Below are 17,214 nucleotides of genomic sequence, written 5' to 3' on the forward strand. Positions count from 1 at the left end.
CGAGGCGCCGCCCACCAGGGCGCCGCCCACCTCGTCGGCGTGGAGAATCTCGGCGGCGTTGGAGGGCTTCACCGAGCCGCCGTAGAGGATCGCCACTGTCGCGCCGTGGGCGCCAAAGATTTCCGTCAGGGTGGCGCGGATGGCGCGGTGGACCTCGACGATCTCCTCGGTGGAGGGGGTGAGGCCGGTGCCGATGGCCCAGACCGGCTCATAGGCCACGCAGAAGGCCTTGCCGGCCAGGGCGGCGGGCAGAGAGCCCCTCACCTGCCCGGTGACCACCTCCAGGGCCTTGCCGGCCTTGCGCTGCTCCAGGGTCTCGCCGACGCAGACGATGGGTTCGAGGCCCGCGGCCAGGGCCGCCACCGTCTTGGCGGCCACCAGGGCGTCGGTCTCGCCATAGCCGCTCCGACGTTCGGAGTGGCCCAGGATGACCAGCTCGGCGCCGGCGTCGGCCAGCATGCTGGCGGCGATGTCGCCGGTATAGGCGCCGGCGGCCTCGGCGCGGCAGTCCTGGCCGCCCACCAGCACATTGGTGGCCTTCAGCGCATTGGCCATGCGCGAAACCAGGGTGGCCGGCGGGCAGATGGCGACACGGGCCCGGGTCGATCCGAGGCCGGCGGCGGTGGCCAGGGCCTCCCCGAGGGACGCGGAATCCCCGTTCATCTTCCAGTTTCCGGCGATCAGGGGGGTGGGGGCGGTCATCAAGGCCTCGCTTTTGTCGTGTTCCTTGGGCGAGTAAGGCGCCTTGTGAATTCTGTCACGCGCTTGCGGGGGCCAAGCGGCCTCCACTATACCGCCCGTTCCACTGCTCGCCCCGCGGGGCCAGGAAGACCGTCCACATGCTCGCCGCCATCCGTACCTTCGCGAAATCCTGGGTCGCCGCCCTGCTGATCGGCCTGCTGGTCATCAGCTTCGCCCTCTTCGGAATCAACGACGTCTTCAAGGGCGGGGTTTCCAACTCCGTCGTCACGGCGGGATCGCGGAAGGTCTCGGTGACCGATTTCAAGCGGGAGTTCGACAATTTCCGCAAAGGCGCCGAGCAGCAGGTGGGCCAGCCGATCACCAATGAGATCGCCGCGGCCAACGGCCTGGACACCCGGGTCCTGAACGACGTCGCCAACCGCGAGGCCTTCGGCGAGATGCTGTGGAAGATCGGCGTGCGGCCCTCCGACGTGCTGATCACCCGCGAGCTGCAGAAGATCCCGGCCTTCTTCGACCAGGTGTCCGGCCGCTTCGACAAGAACCTCTACGCCCAGCGCCTGAACGAAAACGGCCTGACCCCGCCGGCCTTCGAGATGATCATGCGCGACCAGATCGCCGAGGCGCACCTGGCCTCGGCCTTCGCCAACGGTCTGCGCGTACCCCGCGCCTACACCGCGCTCGGCGCGATCTACGGGCTCGAAAGCCGCGACGTGGGCTACTTCACGATCGACCCGCGCACCGTGGCCCCGCCGCCCCTGCCGACCGACGCCCAGCTCACGACCCTGATGAAGGAGAACGCCGCGGCCCTGACGCGGCCCGAGTTCCGCGTCCTGACCGTGGTCCGCTTCAGCCCCGCCATGGTCAGCGCCAACCTGGCCATCGACCCGGCGGAGCTGCAGAAGCGCTTCGAGTTCCGCAAGGACACCCTGTCGCGGCCCGAGACCCGCAGCCTGATCCAGATCCCGGTGAAGGACGCCGCGGCCGCCCAGGCGGTGGCCGCCCGCCTGGCCAAGGGCGAGGCCCCGGCCGCCATCGCCAAGTCCCTGGGCGTCGACGCCATCACCTATGCCGACAAGCCGCGGGCGGCCATCGCCGACCCCAAGGTGGGCCAGGCGGCCTTCAGCCTGCCGGTGGGTCAGATCACCCCGGTGAAGGGCGACCTTGGCTTCGCGGTGATCGCCGTCAGCAAGATCACGCCCGGCCAGGCCGTCACCCTGGAGCAGATCCGGCCCCAGCTGGAGGCCGAGCTGCGCAAGGACGCCGCGGCCGAGAAGGTCTACGAGATGACCCAGGCCTATGACGATGCCCACGGCGGCGGCGCCAACCTGATCGAATCGGCCAAGAAGGCCAATGTGCCGGTGCTGACCCTCGGCCCGGTCTCCGAACAGGGCGGCAGCCCGCTGGGCCAGCCGGTGGCCGGGGTCAACGAGAAGCTGCTGAAGACCGCCTTCAGCCTGCCCCAGGGCGGGGAGAGCGAAGTCGAGGAGGCCGGCCAAGGCGAATACTACGCCATCCGCGTCGACAAGATCATTCCCAAGGCCCTGCCGCCGCTCGCCGAGGTCAAGCCGCAGCTGACCCGCGTCTGGATGATGCGCGAGATGGTCAAGCGCCTGCAGGCCAAGGCCGACGAGCTGGCCGCGCGGGTCCGCAAGGGCGAGAGCCTGGAGACCGTCGCCGCCGCCGTGGGCGGCCGCGTGGGCCACGTGGCGGGCGTCGACCGCCAGAACGCCGGCCAGAACCAGGTCCTGTCCCGCGACGCCCTGATCAAGGCCTTCGACGCCAAGTCCGGCGAGGTGTTCACCGCCGAGGCCACAACCTTCGGCCTGATCGTGGGCAAGCTGGAGGCGGTCCGCGCCCCCACCGGCCCGACGCTGGCCCGCATCACCGAGGAAAGCCGTCCCCAGATGACCGAGGGGACCTTCCGCGAGATCCAGGAGGACGCCCGCAAGGCCGCGCGGTCCCTCGTGAAGGTGAAGACCTATCCCAACAACGCGCGCATCGCGCTCGGCCTCGAACCCCTCGAGACCAAGAAGGACGCCAAGGGCGCCAAGACGGAGACGGCGAAGTGACGATCGAACCTGCGTTTGCGGACTTTGAGCAGAAATATGCCCAAGGCGCGCCGCAGGTGGTCTGGACCCGTCTGATCGACGACCTCGAGACCCCGGTCTCGGCCTATCTGAAGATCGCCCACGGCCGACCCTACGCCTTCCTGTTCGAGAGCGTGGAGGGCGGCGCCTGGAGGGGCCGCTATTCCGTGATCGCCATGAAGCCCGACCTCGTCTGGAGGTGCCGGGGCGATGTGGCGGAGATCGCGCAAGGGCCCGGCATCGCCGCCGGCCAGTTCGTCACGCAGGCGGGCGGCGCCCTGGATTCGCTGCGCGACCTGGTGGCGGCCTCGCGCCTGGACCTGCCGGCGGGCCTGCCGCCCATGTCGGCGGGCGTGTTCGGGGCCATCGGCTACGACATGATCCGGCTGGTGGAGAAGCTGCCCGACGTCAATCCCGACCCGCTGGACCTGCCCGACGGCCTGATGATCCGGCCCTCGATCGTGGCCATCTTCGACGCCATCGCCCAGGAGATCATCCTGGTGACCACGGTGCGGCCCGACGGGCTGTCGGCGCGCCAAGCCTTCGACGCCGCCACGGCGCGCCTCGAAGGGGTGATGGCCGATTTCCGCAAGCCGGCGCCGCCCCTGGCGGGCGACGGCGTGGCCGAGCCCGACGCCTTCACCACCCCGGTCAGCCGCGAGGACTATCGCGCCATCGTCGAGCGGGCCAAGGACTACATCCGCGCCGGGGACATCTTCCAGGTGGTGCCGAGCCACCGTTTCCGGGCGCCCTTCAGCCGCGATCCCTTCGCCCTCTACCGCTCCCTGCGGCGGATGAACCCCTCGCCCTTCCTGTTCTATCTGAACTTCGGGGACTTCCAGCTGGCGGGCTCAAGCCCGGAAATCCTGGTGCGTCTGCGGGACGGCAAGATCACCATCCGCCCCATCGCCGGCACCCGTCCCCGCGGCGCGACGCCGGAGGAGGACCTGGCCCTGGAGGCCGAACTGATCGCCGACCCCAAGGAGCGGGCCGAGCACCTGATGCTGCTGGACCTGGGCCGCAACGACGTGGGCCGGGTGGCGATGCTGAACAAGCCCGGCGCCAATGAGCCCCCCAAGCCGTCCAAGGGATCGCACGTCCGGGTGACGGCCAGCTTCTTCGTCGAGCGCTACAGCCACGTCATGCACCTGGTCTCCAATGTCGAGGGCGATGCGCCGGAGGGACTGGACCCCGTGGACGTGCTGATGGCCGCCCTGCCCGCCGGCACGCTCTCGGGCGCGCCCAAGGTCCGGGCCATGCAGATCATCGACGAGCTGGAGCTGGAAAAGCGCGGCATCGCCTATGCCGGGGCCGTGGGCTATTTCGGCGCCGACGGCTCGGTGGACACCTGCATCGTCCTGCGCACCGCCTGCTTCAAGGACGGGATGATGTACGTCCAGGCCGGCGGCGGGGTGGTGGTCGATAGCGATCCCGACGCCGAGTACGACGAGACCCTGCACAAGGCCCGCGCCCTGCGCCGCGCGGCCGAGGAAAGCTGGCGCTTCGTATAGTTGAGGTGTCTAGCGGTCGCCCTGCACGACGTGCTGGGTGATCACCGGCGGCGCCAGGATCATGGCGGTGGCCAGGGTCAAGGCGGTCGAGGCCGCGAAGGCCGCGGCGCAAAGCACCGGCCACATGGATTCCTTGGCCGCCGGCGTCGCCAGCAACAGGCGGGCGCGGGCGATCTGGTCGGCGTCGAGGACGGAATCAGCGGGCGGCATGGCCACAGCCTCCGCTCAACTTGCACCCGGCGCAATGCGCGGACTTGGCGCAGGAGCGCCTACAGCCTAGATGGACGATCATGATCCTGGTCATCGATAACTACGACAGCTTCACCTACAACCTCGTCCACTATCTGAACGAGCTGGGGGCGGAGACCCTCGTCTATCGCAACGACGCCCTGACGGTCGCGGAGGCCCTGGGGCTCAAGCCCGACGGGGTCCTGCTGTCGCCGGGGCCCTGCACCCCCAACGAGGCCGGCATCTGCCTGGGACTCATCGGCGGCGCGCCGCAGGATCTGCCGATCCTGGGGGTCTGCCTGGGCCATCAGGCGATCGGCCAGGCCTTCGGCGGCCAGGTGGTGCGCGCCAAGGCGATCATGCACGGCAAGACCAGCCCCATCCACCACACCGGCAAGGGGGTGTTCGCCGGCCTGCCCAACCCCTTCACCGCCACCCGCTATCACAGCCTGTCGGTGGCCAAGGAGACCATGCCCGACGTCCTGGAGGTCACCGCCTGGACCGACGACGGCGAGGTCATGGGCTTCCAGCACAGGACCCGGCCGATCCACGGGGTGCAGTTCCACCCCGAATCCATCGCCACCGAGGGCGGCCACCAGCTGCTGGCCAATTTCCTGGACCTGGCCGGCGCGCCGCGGACTGTCCCGGCCTGATGTCGGACGCCTTCAAGCCTCTGCTGGGCCTGCTGGCCGACGGCGCGACCCTGTCGGAGGAGGACGCCGGAAACTTCTTCGCCGCCTGCCTGCGCGGCGAGCCGACGCCTGCCCAGGTGGCCGCGGCCATCACCGCCATGCGCCTGCGCGGCGAGACGGTGGGCGAGATCACCGCCTGCGCCCGGGCCATGCGCCGCGCCGCGGTGACGCTGGATCATCCCCATGACGTCATCGACGTCTGCGGCACTGGCGGGGATGGCCTGCACACCCTGAACATCTCCACCGCCGTGGGCTTCGTCGCCGCCGGCGGGGGCCTGAAGGTGGCCAAGCACGGCAACCGGGCGCTGTCCTCGCGCTCGGGGGCCGCCGACGTGCTGGCCGAGCTGGGGGTCGACATTTCCGCCTCGACGGAGCGCCAGCTGCAGGCGCTGGACGAGGCCGGCATCTGCTTCATGTTCGCCCAGGCCCACCACGGCGCCATGCGCCACGTCTCGCCGATCCGGGCCGAACTGGGGTTCAGAACCCTGTTCAACCTGTTGGGACCCTTGACGAATCCGGCCGGCGCCAAGCGTCAGGTCATGGGAGTCTTCGCCGAACGCTGGGTCGAGCCCCTGGCGCGCGTGCTGGGCGCCCTGGGCGCCGAACGGGCCTGGGTGGTGCACGGCGGCGGCATGGACGAGATGACCACCACGGGGGAGACCGTGGTCGCCGAATGGCGCGAGGGCCAGTCGCGGCTGTTCACCGTGACCCCCGAGGCCGTGGGCCTGAAGCGCGCGGCCCTGGCCGACCTGACCGGCGGGACGCCCGCCGAGAACGCCGTGGCCCTGCGCGCCCTGCTGGACGGCGAGACCGGGGCCTATCGCGACATCGTGCTGCTGAACGCCGCGGCCGCCTTCCTGGTCGGGGAAAAGGTGGAGACCCTGCGCGACGGGATCGACCTGGCGCGCGCCGTCATCGACGACGGCCGGGCGAGGCGGACCCTGGACCAGCTCGTGGCCATCACGAGCGCGCCGTGAGCGACATCCTCGCCAAGATCGCCGCCTACAAGCAGGGCGAGGTCGCCGAGCGGAAGGCCCTGCGCACCGTGGCCCAGGTCGAGGCCGCCGCGGCTGAGGCTTCGGCGCCGCGCGGGTTCCGCGCCGCCCTGGAGCGGGCCCATGCGCCGGGACGCCTGGCCCTGATCGCCGAGATCAAGAAGGCCTCGCCGTCCAAGGGGCTGATCCGGGAGGACTTCGATCCCCCGGCCCTGGCGCGGGCCTATGAGGCGGGCGGGGCGGCCTGCCTGTCGGTGCTGACCGACACGCCCAGCTTCCAGGGCGCCGACAGCTTCCTGACCGCGGCGCGGGAGGCCTGCGCCCTGCCCGCCCTGCGCAAGGAGTTCCTGGTGGACCCCTGGCAGGTGGCCGAATCCCGGGCGCTGGGGGCCGACGCCATCCTGGTGATCCTGGCCATGGTCGATGATTCCACCGCCCGCGAGCTGATGTCGGAAGCCGCCCGATTCGGCATGGACGCCCTCGTCGAAGTCCACGACGAGGCCGAGATGGCCCGGGCCGGGGCGCTCGGCGCGACCCTAGTGGGGGTCAATAACCGCGACCTGCGCAGCTTCGAGATCGACCTGGCCATCACCGAGCGGCTGGCGGCGCTCGCGCCCGCAAACGCCTTGCTGGTCACGGAAAGCGGCATCTTCACGCCGGCCGACGCCGCCCGCCTGGAGCGCTCCGGGGCCAGCGCCATGCTGGTGGGCGAGAGCCTGATGCGGCAGGCCGATGTCGCCGCCGCCGCCAAGGCGCTGCTGGCCTAGTTTGCGGTCAACTTGACATTAACGAAGAACGTCTAGAGAACATCGGCACGGTTTCTGCTTTGTTCTTTAAGGGCTCTACGTCCATGCTCACCCGCAAACAGCACGAATTGCTCATGTTCATCCATGAGCGGATCAAGGAGAGCGGCGTCTCGCCATCCTTCGACGAGATGAAGGAGGCGCTCGACCTGGCGTCGAAGTCCGGCATCCACCGTCTGATCACGGCGCTTGAGGAGCGCGGCTTCCTGCGCCGCCTGCCGCACCGGGCCCGGGCCCTGGAAGTGGTGAAGCTGCCGCAGCAGGCCACCACCTCCTCGCCGCCCAAGGGCCGCGCGCCCTTCAAACCGCAGCTGGTGGAGGCTGGATCGTCCGCCCCGCAGCCGGCCGCCGCCAACGACACCCGCGAGATCTCCATCCTCGGTAAGATCGCCGCCGGCACGCCCATCGAGGCGATCCAGCAGGAACGCGACCGGATGCACGTGCCCGAGAGCATGCTGGGCGCCGGCGAGCACTTCGCCCTCGAGGTCCAGGGCGACTCCATGATCAACGCCGGCATCCTGGACGGCGACTATGTGGTGATCCGCAAGACCGACACCGCCACCTCCGGCGAGATCGTCGTGGCCCTGGTGATGGGCGAGGAAGCCACCCTCAAGCGCCTGCGCAAGAAGGGGGCCTCCATCGCCCTGGAGGCCGCCAACCCGGCCTATGAGACTCGCATCTTCGGCCCCGACCAGGTCCAGGTGCAGGGCCGCCTCGTCGGCCTGATCCGCAAGTATCACTAGACCCTGACCGTTTCAGATGGACCCATCTGAAACGGCAAGAAGGGTCTAGATTCAAGGAATTAGAACACGTCGGGCGGCGGAACCGGTATCCACTTCCGCCTGACGTGCTCTAGTTCGTCCAAGGGCGCCGGCCCCGCAGGGTCTGCGCCCAGACGATCTTCCAGCCCTGCGCCGTGCGATAGAGCTCGGCCGAGCCGCCGCGGGCGAAGTCGTCCTCGGTGAGCAACAGGACCCCAGGGCAGTCGGTCGCGCTCGCCGCGCCTCGCACCACCACCACATCGGCCCATTGGCAGAACAGCGGCAGCTTCCGCTCGATGGTGGAGGCGCGCCGGGTGAACACGGCGGCCACGCGGGGAGATGAGCCCACCCTCGGCGCGCAGGACCAGCGGTCGCAGTCATAGAGGGCGTCGCGGGCCGCCTGGCCGTCCGCGGCCGGTTCCAGTCCGCGCCGCCGCGCCCAGAGCTCGGCGCCGAACAGCTTGACGTCCGGGCGGAAGAGGACGGCCTGCTTGCCCTCCCGCACCGCCAGGGTCGAGCCGTCGGCGGCGATCCAGATGTCCGGGGCGGGCGGGCGCGGGGTCAGGGTGACAGCCAGCGCCAGGGGCAAACCGGCCCAGCGCAGCGGCCCCTTCCACAGGCAGAGCCACAGGATTCCCAGGAAGGCCGCCGGCAGGGTCCAGGCGGGCGCGCTGGCCACGATGATCTGGGCGTGGGGGAGGCTCGCGGCGGCGGCGGCGATGCGGTTCATGGCGTCGATGGCGACGCCTGCCGCCCCCAGCGGCGCTTCGCCCAGGCCCAGGGGCGCCAGCACCGCCCCCAGGGCCAGGGCCGGCATCATCAGGAAGGACGAGATCGGCGCCACCAGCAGGTTGGCGGCCAGGCCGAAGGTGGAGACCCGGTTGAAGTGCTGCATGGCGAAGGGGCCCGTGGCCAGGCCGGCCACGAAGCTGGCGGCCAGGCTGGCGCCCAGCCAGGTTCCGACCGCCTGGACGCCGCGGATCGGCCAGGGCGCGTTGATCTCCCGCACCGGCCGGGGCCATAGCTCGGCCAGGGCGACGAGCGCCGTGGTGGCCGCGAAGGACATCTGGAAGCCCGGCTCGGTGACCGCCTCCGGCTGCAGGGCCAGGATCGCCAGGGCGGCGATGGCCAGGGTGTGCAGGCTGATGGCGCGGCGATCCACCAGGATGGCCCCGAAGGCGGCACAGGCGGTGATCGCCGCCCGCTCGGCCGGCGCCGGGGCGCCCGACAGCACCAGGTAGCCCAGGACGGCGGCGAAGCCCGCCAGGGCCGCGGCCTTCTTGCTGGAGAGACGCAGGGCGAGCCACGGCCAGGCGGCGATCAGCAGCCGCACGCCGGCGAAGGCGAAGCCGCCGACGATGGCCATGTGCAGGCCGGAAATGGAGATGATGTGGGCCAGGCCCGCCGCGCGCAGGGCGTCCACCTGTTCCCTCGGCACGAAAGCCTCGTGGCCGGTGACCATGGCCGCGGCCAGGCCGCCGCTCTCCACCCCCATCTGATCGACGATCTTCCGCGCCAAGGCCCAGCGGGCGGCGTTGACCCGCATCTCCAGGGCCAGTCGCCAGGGCGGCGGCTCGGCGAAGATTTCGCGCGGCTGGGTCAGGGTGAAGCCGACGCCGCCGATTCCCTCGAAGAAGGCGTCGCGGGCGAAGTCATAGGAGCCGGGGCTGGCCGGCGGCGGGGGCGGGTTGAGCATGCCGCGCACCCGGATGGCGGTCCCGGGGGCTGGGAGGCTCGCGCCGGCTTGCAGTGTCATGCGCGCGCGGATCGGCGTCGCCTCCGGGACCAGACCGCCGACCCGGATCGGCGCCAGCAACAGGCGCGGACCGCCCTGCCCCGGACTGGCGACATCGACGACGAAGGCCTCGATGGTGGCCATGCCCTGGCCGCCGGGCGCCTGGGGCGCGCGGACCTGTTCCGTGCGCAGCTTGCCCGCCGCGAAGCCGCCCAGGGCGAAGGCCGCCAGGGTCAGGGCCACGGCCAGGACGCGGCTGCCGCCCCATCGCGCGCGGATCAGTAGCAGGCCGCCGGCCAGGCCCAGGATGGCGAGCGCCAGCAGCGCCAGGGGTTCTCGCGGCAGGGCGAAATAGACCGCCGCGCCGCATCCGAAGGCCACCGGGGTCCACAGGCTGAGCCGGTCGGCCTGGGCCGCCGCCTGCCGCCGCAGCCAGGCCAGGGCCTCCGCAGCGCTAGGAAGCTTGCGAGCCCGCGTGTTATGAGGCGCCGCGATCGCACCGGCCTCCGCCGGCGCCGCCACAGCCCCAGCCCCGAGTTCGATGTCCGACCGCCCCGTCGTCACCCGTATCGCCCCCTCGCCCACCGGCTACATGCATATTGGCACGGCCCGCACGGCCTTGTTCAACTGGCTTTACGCCAAGCGCATGGGCGGCAAGTTCCTGCTGCGCATCGAGGACACCGACCGCGAGCGCTCCACCCTGCCCGCCGTCCAAGCGATCTTCGACGGCATGGCCTGGCTGGGGCTGACGCCGGACGAGGAGCCGGTCTTCCAGGCCGCCCGCGCCGACCGCCACGTCCTGGCGGCCCAGGAGCTGCTGTCCCGCGGCCGGGCCTACCGCGACTACATGACGCCTGACGAACTGACCGCCGAGCGGGAGATCGCCCGCGCCGAGGGCCGGGCCGTGCGCTCGCCCTGGCGCGACCAGGACGCCAATTTCAACGACCGCCCCTTCGTGGTGCGCTTCAAGGGCCCGCAGGAGGGCGAGACGGTCATCCACGACCTGGTGAAGGGCGACGTCACCTTCAAGAACAAGGACCTGGACGACCTCATCATCCTGCGGACCGACGGCACGCCCACCTATAATCTCGCGGTCATCGTCGACGATCACGAGATGGGAATCACCCATGTGATCCGGGGCGACGACCACCTGAACAACGCCGCCCGCCAGACCCTGATCTACGAGGCCCTGGGCTGGGAAGTGCCGATCTGGGCGCACCTGCCGATGATCCACGGCCCCGACGGCGCCAAGCTGTCCAAGCGCCACGGCGCCCAGGCGGTCAGCGAGTTCGACGACATGGGTTACCTGCCCGAGGCGATGCGCAACTATCTGGCGCGGCTGGGCTGGGGCCACGGGGACGACGAGATCTTCTCCGACGAGCAGGCCCAGGCCTGGTTCGACGTCTCCGACGTGGTGAGCGCGCCGGCCCGCCTGGACTGGGCCAAGCTGAACCACATCAACAACCACTATCTGCGGCAGGCCGAGATCGGCCGGCTCGTCGACCTGACCGTCCGCGTCCTGAAGAGCCGGGGCGAGACCGTGCACGACGGCGACGCCGACATCCTGCACCGCACCATTCCGCTGGTCCGCGACGGCGCCAAGACCCTGCTGGAGCTGGCGGACGCCGTGGTCTTCGCCCTGAAGCGGCGGCCGCTGGAACTTCCGGAAAAGACGCTCGCCCTGCTCACCGACGAGACCAGCGAACGCTTCGCGCGCCTGCGCCATAACCTCGCAGGCCAGGCCGATTGGGATGTCGTCGCCCTTGAGGCGGCCCTGCGCGGCTTCGCCGAAAGCGAGGGGGTGGGCCTTGGAAAGATCGGCCCAGCCTTACGCGGCGTCCTGTCGGGCGGGTCGCCGGCGCCCGACCTCGCCGGCGCCTTGGTAAGTCTCGGAAAAGCGGAAAGTCTGGGTCGGCTTGACGATGCCCTTTCGCCCGCTGCGTAAGCCGGTATAAGGCTCGCCAAACAGGCGTTTTGTTCCAGACATGCGAAGGGGATGGCATGGCCGACATGGCGAAAATGAGCATCGGCTCAAAGACCGTTGAACTCCCGATTCTGAGGGGCGTCGACGGCCCGGCCGTCGTTGATATCCGCAAGCTCTACGCCGAGGCCGACGTCTTCACCTACGACCCCGGCTTCACCTCCACGGCGAGCTGCGAGAGCAAGATCACCTTCATCGACGGCGACGCGGGCGTTTTGCTGCACCGCGGCTATCCGATCGACCAGCTGGCCGAGAAGTCGAGCTTCCTGGAAGTCTGCTACCTGCTGCTGCACGGCGAACTGCCGAACGCGGCCGAGGCCGAGCAGTTCGAGAAGACGATCACCTACCACACCATGCTGCACGAGCAGTTCGATCGGTTTTTCCAGGGCTTCCGCCGGGATGCTCACCCGATGGCGATCATGGTCGGCGCGGTCGGCGCCCTGTCGGCCTTCTATCATGACAGCACGAACGTCGAGGATCCCGAGCAGCGGATGATCTCGTCGCACCGGCTGATCGCCAAGATGCCGACCATCGCGGCGCGGGCCTTCAAGTATTTCCGTGGCCAGCCCTTCGTGCATCCGCGCAACGACCTGTCCTATGCCGAGAACTTCCTGCGCATGTGCTTCTCGGTGCCGGCCGAGGACTGGGTGCCCAACCCGGTGCTGACGCGCGCCATGGACCGCATCTTCATCCTGCACGCCGACCACGAGCAGAACGCCTCGACCTCGACGGTGCGTCTGGCCGGGTCCTCGGGCGCCAACCCCTTCGCCTGTATCGCGGCCGGTATCGCCTGCCTCTGGGGCCCCAGCCACGGCGGCGCCAACGAAGAAGCGCTGAACATGCTCAAGGAGATCGGCACCGTCGATCGTATCCCCGAGTACGTCCAGGGCGTGAAGGACCGCCGCTATCGCCTGATGGGCTTCGGCCACCGGGTCTACAAGAACTACGACCCCCGCGCGACGGTCATGCAGAAGACCTGCCATGAAGTCCTGGCCGAGGTGGGCAATTCCGACGACCCGTTGCTGAAGGTCGCCATGGAGCTGGAGAAGATCGCCCTCTCCGATCCCTACTTCATCGAGCGCAAGCTCTACCCGAACGTCGACTTCTATTCCGGCATCACCCTGCGCGCCCTGGGCTTCCCGCCCGAGATGTTCACGGTTCTCTTCGCGGTCGCCCGGACCGTGGGCTGGATCGCCCAGTGGAAGGAAATGATCGAGGATCCGTTGCAGAAGATCGGGCGTCCGCGCCAGATCTACACCGGCGCCCCGCTCCGCGACTACAAGCCGATCGACAAGCGCGGCTAAGCCTGCGTCCCGATCGACAAGAAATCATCCGCCGCGCCCCAGGTGCGGCGGATTTTCTTTGTGCGGAGGCGCGGCGGCCGAGACCTCAGCCCCTTGGGCGTCCGGCCAGGATCTTGAGGATAGCGTCGGCGGCGGCGTCGGAGGGGTCGGGACCGCCGCGGCCCATCGTCTCCAGGGCGGCGAACTGGGCCGCCACCTGGCGGGCGCAGAGGGCGGGATCGTCCAGGCGCAGGGCGATCTCCCGGGCCAGGGCCTGGGGCGTGCAGTCGTCCTGGATCAGTTCGGGGGCCACGATCTCACCCGCGGCGATATTGAACAGGGTGATGGGCCGGCGCACCAGGCGGTTGACCAGGGCGTAGGTCAGCTTGTCGATGCGATAACCGATCACCATAGGGCATCCGGCCAGGGCCAGTTCGATGGTCACCGTGCCCGAGCAGGCCATGGCCACCGTGGCGGCTTTCATCGAGTCCAGCTTGGCCTGTTCGCCCTCCACCACGTGGGCCCGGCGCGGCCAGCCGGCCACCTGGGCCTTCACCGCCTCGGCGACGGTGGGGGCGGCCGGGATGACGATCTCCAGGTCCGGGCGGCTGGCCTTGAGCAACAGGGCGGCCTCGGCGAAGGACGGCAGCACCCGGTTGATCTCGCTGGGGCGGCTGCCGGGCAGGACCAGGAGGATCGGCGCCTCGGGGGCGATGTCGTGCTCGGCGCGCAGGCGGGCCGGATCGGCGGCGGAGAAGTCGACCTTCAGGGCCGCGTTGCCGACGAAGGTGGTGGGCAGGCCCTCGGCCTCGAAATAGGGGGCGTCGAAGGTATGGATGGAGAGCAGGTGGTCCACCGAACGGGCCAGAACCTTGGCCCGCCCCCGTCGCCAGGCCCAGACCTGGGGGGCGACGTACTTCACCAGGGGGATGGAGGGATCGAGCTTCCGCAGGCGGTTGGCGACCCGCAGGCTGAAGGCCCAGGAGTCGATCAGCACCACCACGTCGGGCTTCTCCCGCGCCGCCAGGGCCACGGTCTGGTCCACCAGCTTCATGGCCCGGGGATAGACGGCGAGCGCGTCCACGACGCCGAGGATGGAGAGCTGGGCGATGTCGAACAGGCTCTCCACGCCCTGAGCGGCCATCTGGGCTCCGCCGGCGCCGACGAAGCGGACCTTGTCGCCAAGACGGGCGCGCAGGGACTTGGCCAGGCCCGCGCCGCGGTCGTCGCCGGAGGCCTCGGTGGCCACCAGCATGACGCAGAGCGGCCGGGTCATGGTTCCACGCCGACGATGAACAGGCCCAGTTCGTCGGCCATCTCGATCACCGCCTCTCGGTCGAGGACCAGCAGGCGGCCCGCCTCCCCCACGATCCCGGCCAGGCCCGCCGCGGCGGCGCGCTGGACGGTGGCCAGGCCGATGGTGGGCAGGTCAACCCGGGTTTCCTGGATCGGCTTGGGCGCCTTGGCCAGGACCCCGCGATAGGCGCCTGGGGTCCCGCGGATGGCAGTGGGGATCACGTGGGCGACGCGGCGGAGCATGGCGTCGGTGCCCTCCTCGGCCTCCACGGCCAGGACCAGGCCGTCGCAGACCACGGCCCCCTGCCCGACGTCCAGGCGGCCGATCTCCCGGGCCACCAGCAGGGCGCGCTCGATATCGGCCATGTGCTCGGGCCCCGGGGCGACCTTGCCCAGCGGCCCCTTGGCCAGGGACAGGTCGCTCTTGGCCTCGTGGGCGCCCTCGATGACGAAACCCTCCTTGGCGAACTCGTTCAGCACCACCCGCAGCAGGGCGTCGTCGCCATGCCGGGCCGCGGCGATCACCGCCGGCAGCATGGCCAGGCCCCGCAGGTCGGGCTTGAGGGCCTTGAAGTCGGGTCGGCTGACATTGCCCACCAGGCAGACCGCCTGGCACCCGGCGCGCTTGAGCACCTTGATGGTCTTTCCGACCTCGGCCAGGCCGACGTCCGCGCCGGGGAAACGGTTCAGCTCAGGGCCGGCGAAGCCCTTGAGCCGGGCGACGAACACCGGGCGGCCTTCCTGTTCGCAATGCTCGGCGATTTCCACGGGAAGCGTCCCGCCGCCGGCGATCAGGCCCAGCTTGCGCATGGCTGGGACTAGACCTCGCGCTCGGGCAGGCATAGCGGACGGCTGCCGTCGGCGCGGATGAAGTCGATGATTTCCAGCACCTCGTCGCAGCTGGCATAGGTCTCGACCGTGTCGTCCAGGCGCTCCTGGAAGGTGCCCTCGTCGGCGAACAGCATGCGATAGGCCGCGCGCATGGTGTTGATGGTCTCGCGGCTGAACCCGCGGCGCTTCAGGCCCACCAGGTTCAGGCCCTCGAGGTGGGCGTGGTTGCCCCAGACCGAGCCGTAGGGGATGACGTCCTTCACCACGGCCGCCAGGCCGCCGATCATCGCATGGCGTCCGACCCGGGTGTACTGGTGCACCGCCGCCAGGCCGCCGACGATGACATAGTCGCCGATCTGGCAGTGGCCGCCCAGCGTCGCCTGCTTGGTGAGGATCACGTGGTCGCCCACCTTGCAGTCGTGGGCCACGTGGCTCTCGATCATGTAGAAGCCGTCCGACCCCACGCTGGTGACGCCGCCGCCGCCGACCGTGCCGACGTTCATGGTGGCGTGCTCGCGGATGGTGTTGCGATCGCCGATCACCAGCTTGGTGGGCTCGCCCTTGTAGGCGGTGTGCTGCGGCGGGCCGCCCAGCATGGCGAAGGGATAGACGGTGTTGTCCTCCCCCAGCTCGGTATGACCGTCCACGACGATGTGGGAGACGAGCCTGGTGTTGGCCCCCAGCCGGACATTGGGGCCCACGGTGCAGAAGGGGCCGACGACGACGCCTTCGCCCAGTTCGGCGCCCTCGGCGACGATGGCGTTGGGGTGGATCTGAGCGGTCATTGGGTGGCCACCACCATGGCGGCGAACTCGCATTCGGCGGCGACTTTGTCGCCGACCATGGCCTTGCCCTGGAATTTGAAGAGGTCGCCGCGGGCGCGCAGCACCTGGACGTTCAGGCGCAGGACGTCGCCGGGCCGCACCGGCTGGCGGAAGCGGCCGTTGTCCACCGAGACGAAGAAGATGGTCTTGCCGGCCACGTCCACGTCGAGGGACTTGGACATCAGCACCGCGCCCGTCTGAGCCAGGGCCTCGATGATCAGGACGCCGGGCATGACCGGATAGTCCGGGAAGTGGCCCTGGAAGAAGGGCTCGTTGATGGTCACGCACTTGATGCCGACGATGGACTCGCTGGGCTTGTAGTCCTCGCAGCGGTCGACCAGCAGGAAGGGATAGCGATGCGGAATCCGCTTCACGATCTCGGTGATATCGATCTCGGTGGGAGATTGGTTGACGGGGGCCTTACGGCTCATTGATCAGGTTCCTCCCGACGGCGCTTGGCCGCCGACTTGTTCAGCCAGGCGACTTCGCGCAGCCATTGTCGCATGGGCATGGCCGGATAGCCGCCCATGATCGCCCGCGGCGGCACGTCGCGCAAAACCCCGGCGGCGGCGCCGATCTGGGCCCCCTCGCCGATGATGACGTGGTCGGCGACCCCGGCGCGGCCGCCGAAGGCCGAGCCGTCGCCGATGGTGACGCTGCCGGAAATCCCCGTGTGGGCGGCCATCACGCAGTTGCGGCCCACACGGACGTTGTGGGCGATCTGCACCAGGTTGTCGATCTTGGTGTTCTCCCCCAGGACCGTGTCGTCATAGGCCCCACGGTCCACGCAGCTGTTGGCGCCGATGGTCACCCCGTCCTGCAGGATGACGCGGCCGAGCTGGGGAATGTCGATGACCCCCTTGGGGCCGGCGGTGGCGCCAAAGCCCGCCTCGCCGATGACGGCGCCGGCCAGGATCTTCACCCGGTCGCCCACGAGGGCGCAGTGGATGCTGACATTGGGGCTGATCTGGCCGTCCCGGCCGATGGCGACGCCGGGGCCGATGACGGTGTTGGCGCCGATGACGGTATTGGCGCCGATCTCCGCCCCCTGGCCGATCACCACGCCGGGCCCAAGCACGACGCCGGGCTCCAGCTTGGCCTCCTTCGACACCGCCCCGCCCACATGCCGGCGCGGCCGGTGCAGGCGCTGACCCGCCATGGCGTAGGCGGCGGTGGGCTGGCGGGTGACGAGGGCGATGCAGCCCTTGGGAACCAGGTCGACGTCGCGGGGGCCCACGAAGCAGGCGGCGGCGCGGGTCTCGGCCAGGTCGCCGGCGAGTTTGCGGTCGGAGAAATAGGTGATGCTGTCGGGGGTGGCCCGCGCCAGGATGGCGACGCGGGCGACCCGGGACGCGCCGGCCCCGGGCGCCGAAATCTCGGCCCCGGTCAGCTCGGCGAGCTCCGTCAGGGAGACGGGGCCCAGATCTTCGAAAAAGCGCGGGTCAGGCATCAAGCACTCTCAGCTCGACCCGCGCATAGCCCGAG

The 17,214-nt window shown here is 70.1% G+C and carries 16 protein-coding genes; 8 read left to right on the forward strand and 8 right to left on the reverse strand.

All coding sequences use genetic code 11. The features are described from left to right. Positions 1-702 (reverse strand): triose-phosphate isomerase (gene tpiA, locus Q7T09_RS11870; RefSeq protein WP_304699893.1); only part of this gene is annotated, 702 nt, incomplete at its 3' end. A gap of 137 nt (positions 703-839) precedes the next feature. On the opposite strand from tpiA, the gene Q7T09_RS11875 reads away from it, so the two are divergent. Both Q7T09_RS11875 and trpE read left to right on the forward strand, forming a co-directional pair. Further along, a complete protein-coding gene (locus Q7T09_RS11875; protein WP_304699895.1) occupies positions 840-2,771 on the forward strand; it encodes a peptidylprolyl isomerase in 1,932 nt (643 codons plus the stop codon). After that, positions 2,768-4,300, forward strand: coding sequence for an anthranilate synthase component I (gene trpE / locus Q7T09_RS11880; protein WP_304699896.1), 1,533 nt, complete (start codon positions 2,768-2,770; stop codon positions 4,298-4,300). The genes Q7T09_RS11875 and trpE overlap by 4 nt, the downstream gene beginning before the upstream one ends. A 9-nt stretch (positions 4,301-4,309) precedes the next feature. On the opposite strand, the gene Q7T09_RS11885 is transcribed toward trpE, so the two are convergent. Then, positions 4,310-4,510, reverse strand: a complete 201-nt coding sequence (locus Q7T09_RS11885; RefSeq protein WP_304699897.1) for a hypothetical protein — start codon at positions 4,508-4,510, stop codon at positions 4,310-4,312. An 80-nt stretch (positions 4,511-4,590) separates the two neighbouring features. Here Q7T09_RS11885 and Q7T09_RS11890 point away from each other — a divergent pair, with 80 nt between their 5' ends. From Q7T09_RS11890 to lexA, 4 genes are all read left to right on the forward strand, one after another. Further along, positions 4,591-5,181, forward strand: a complete 591-nt coding sequence (locus tag Q7T09_RS11890) for an aminodeoxychorismate/anthranilate synthase component II (protein ID WP_304699899.1) — start codon at positions 4,591-4,593, stop codon at positions 5,179-5,181. Continuing rightward, positions 5,181-6,197 carry an anthranilate phosphoribosyltransferase gene (trpD, locus tag Q7T09_RS11895; RefSeq protein ID WP_304699900.1) on the forward strand — a complete coding sequence of 339 codons (1,017 nt, stop codon included), beginning with the start codon at positions 5,181-5,183 and terminating at the stop codon, positions 6,195-6,197. Before Q7T09_RS11890 ends, trpD begins: the two co-directional genes overlap by 1 nt. Further along, positions 6,194-6,982, forward strand: coding sequence for an indole-3-glycerol phosphate synthase TrpC (gene trpC / locus Q7T09_RS11900; protein WP_304699902.1), 789 nt, complete (start codon positions 6,194-6,196; stop codon positions 6,980-6,982). The genes trpD and trpC overlap by 4 nt, the downstream gene beginning before the upstream one ends. Positions 6,983-7,065: 83 nt before the next feature. Beyond that, positions 7,066-7,761 carry a transcriptional repressor LexA gene (gene lexA, locus Q7T09_RS11905; protein ID WP_304699904.1) on the forward strand — a complete coding sequence of 232 codons (696 nt, stop codon included), beginning with the start codon at positions 7,066-7,068 and terminating at the stop codon, positions 7,759-7,761. 109 nt (positions 7,762-7,870) lie between these two features. Here lexA and Q7T09_RS11910 read toward each other — a convergent pair whose 3' ends face one another. Next, positions 7,871-10,036: a ComEC/Rec2 family competence protein gene (locus tag Q7T09_RS11910; RefSeq protein WP_304699906.1), complete on the reverse strand. Its 2,166-nt coding sequence runs from the start codon at positions 10,034-10,036 to the stop codon at positions 7,871-7,873. 19 nt (positions 10,037-10,055) lie between these two features. Here Q7T09_RS11910 and gltX point away from each other — a divergent pair, with 19 nt between their 5' ends. After that, complete coding sequence (gltX, locus tag Q7T09_RS11915; RefSeq protein WP_304699907.1) at positions 10,056-11,459, forward strand: glutamate--tRNA ligase; 1,404 nt, start codon at positions 10,056-10,058, stop codon at positions 11,457-11,459. A 56-nt stretch (positions 11,460-11,515) separates the two neighbouring features. After that, positions 11,516-12,799 carry a citrate synthase gene (gltA, locus tag Q7T09_RS11920; protein ID WP_304699908.1) on the forward strand — a complete coding sequence of 428 codons (1,284 nt, stop codon included), beginning with the start codon at positions 11,516-11,518 and terminating at the stop codon, positions 12,797-12,799. A gap of 85 nt (positions 12,800-12,884) precedes the next feature. Here gltA and lpxB read toward each other — a convergent pair whose 3' ends face one another. Genes lpxB through lpxD form a run of 5 tightly spaced genes read right to left on the reverse strand, consistent with a single transcriptional unit; the run spans position 12,885 to position 17,179 of the window. Further along, positions 12,885-14,054, reverse strand: coding sequence for a lipid-A-disaccharide synthase (gene lpxB, locus Q7T09_RS11925; RefSeq protein WP_304699909.1), 1,170 nt, complete (start codon positions 14,052-14,054; stop codon positions 12,885-12,887). Continuing rightward, positions 14,051-14,884, reverse strand: a complete 834-nt coding sequence (locus Q7T09_RS11930) for an LpxI family protein (protein ID WP_304699910.1) — start codon at positions 14,882-14,884, stop codon at positions 14,051-14,053. Before Q7T09_RS11930 ends, lpxB begins: the two co-directional genes overlap by 4 nt. An 8-nt stretch (positions 14,885-14,892) precedes the next feature. After that, the gene (gene lpxA, locus Q7T09_RS11935; protein ID WP_304699911.1) at positions 14,893-15,690 is read right to left on the reverse strand and encodes an acyl-ACP--UDP-N-acetylglucosamine O-acyltransferase; all 798 of its coding nucleotides are present in this window, start codon (positions 15,688-15,690) and stop codon (positions 14,893-14,895) included. Continuing rightward, positions 15,687-16,160, reverse strand: a complete 474-nt coding sequence (gene fabZ, locus Q7T09_RS11940) for a 3-hydroxyacyl-ACP dehydratase FabZ (protein ID WP_304699912.1) — start codon at positions 16,158-16,160, stop codon at positions 15,687-15,689. The genes lpxA and fabZ overlap by 4 nt, the downstream gene beginning before the upstream one ends. Continuing rightward, positions 16,157-17,179: a UDP-3-O-(3-hydroxymyristoyl)glucosamine N-acyltransferase gene (lpxD, locus tag Q7T09_RS11945; protein ID WP_304699913.1), complete on the reverse strand. Its 1,023-nt coding sequence runs from the start codon at positions 17,177-17,179 to the stop codon at positions 16,157-16,159. Before lpxD ends, fabZ begins: the two co-directional genes overlap by 4 nt. Between the last annotated feature and the right edge of the window lie 35 nt (positions 17,180-17,214).

The organism is Phenylobacterium sp., assembly GCF_030645195.1.
In the GTDB taxonomy this organism is placed as follows: Bacteria; Pseudomonadota; Alphaproteobacteria; order Caulobacterales; family Caulobacteraceae; genus Phenylobacterium.

Bases quoted from the DNA above. Each gene is read 5' to 3' on its own strand.
- Q7T09_RS11875 (WP_304699895.1), top strand. From the start codon at position 840: ATGCTCGCCGCCATCCGTACCTTCGCGAAATCCTGGGTCGCCGCCCTG.
- Q7T09_RS11885 (WP_304699897.1), bottom strand. From the start codon at position 4,510: ATGCCGCCCGCTGATTCCGTCCTCGACGCCGACCAGATCGCCCGCGCC.
- Q7T09_RS11890 (WP_304699899.1), top strand. From the start codon at position 4,591: ATGATCCTGGTCATCGATAACTACGACAGCTTCACCTACAACCTCGTC.
- trpD (WP_304699900.1), top strand. From the start codon at position 5,181: ATGTCGGACGCCTTCAAGCCTCTGCTGGGCCTGCTGGCCGACGGCGCG.
- lexA (WP_304699904.1), top strand. From the start codon at position 7,066: ATGCTCACCCGCAAACAGCACGAATTGCTCATGTTCATCCATGAGCGG.
- gltX (WP_304699907.1), top strand. From the start codon at position 10,056: ATGTCCGACCGCCCCGTCGTCACCCGTATCGCCCCCTCGCCCACCGGC.
- gltA (WP_304699908.1), top strand. From the start codon at position 11,516: ATGGCCGACATGGCGAAAATGAGCATCGGCTCAAAGACCGTTGAACTC.
- lpxB (WP_304699909.1), bottom strand. From the start codon at position 14,054: ATGACCCGGCCGCTCTGCGTCATGCTGGTGGCCACCGAGGCCTCCGGC.
- Q7T09_RS11930 (WP_304699910.1), bottom strand. From the start codon at position 14,884: ATGCGCAAGCTGGGCCTGATCGCCGGCGGCGGGACGCTTCCCGTGGAA.
- lpxA (WP_304699911.1), bottom strand. From the start codon at position 15,690: ATGACCGCTCAGATCCACCCCAACGCCATCGTCGCCGAGGGCGCCGAA.
- fabZ (WP_304699912.1), bottom strand. From the start codon at position 16,160: ATGAGCCGTAAGGCCCCCGTCAACCAATCTCCCACCGAGATCGATATC.
- lpxD (WP_304699913.1), bottom strand. From the start codon at position 17,179: ATGCCTGACCCGCGCTTTTTCGAAGATCTGGGCCCCGTCTCCCTGACG.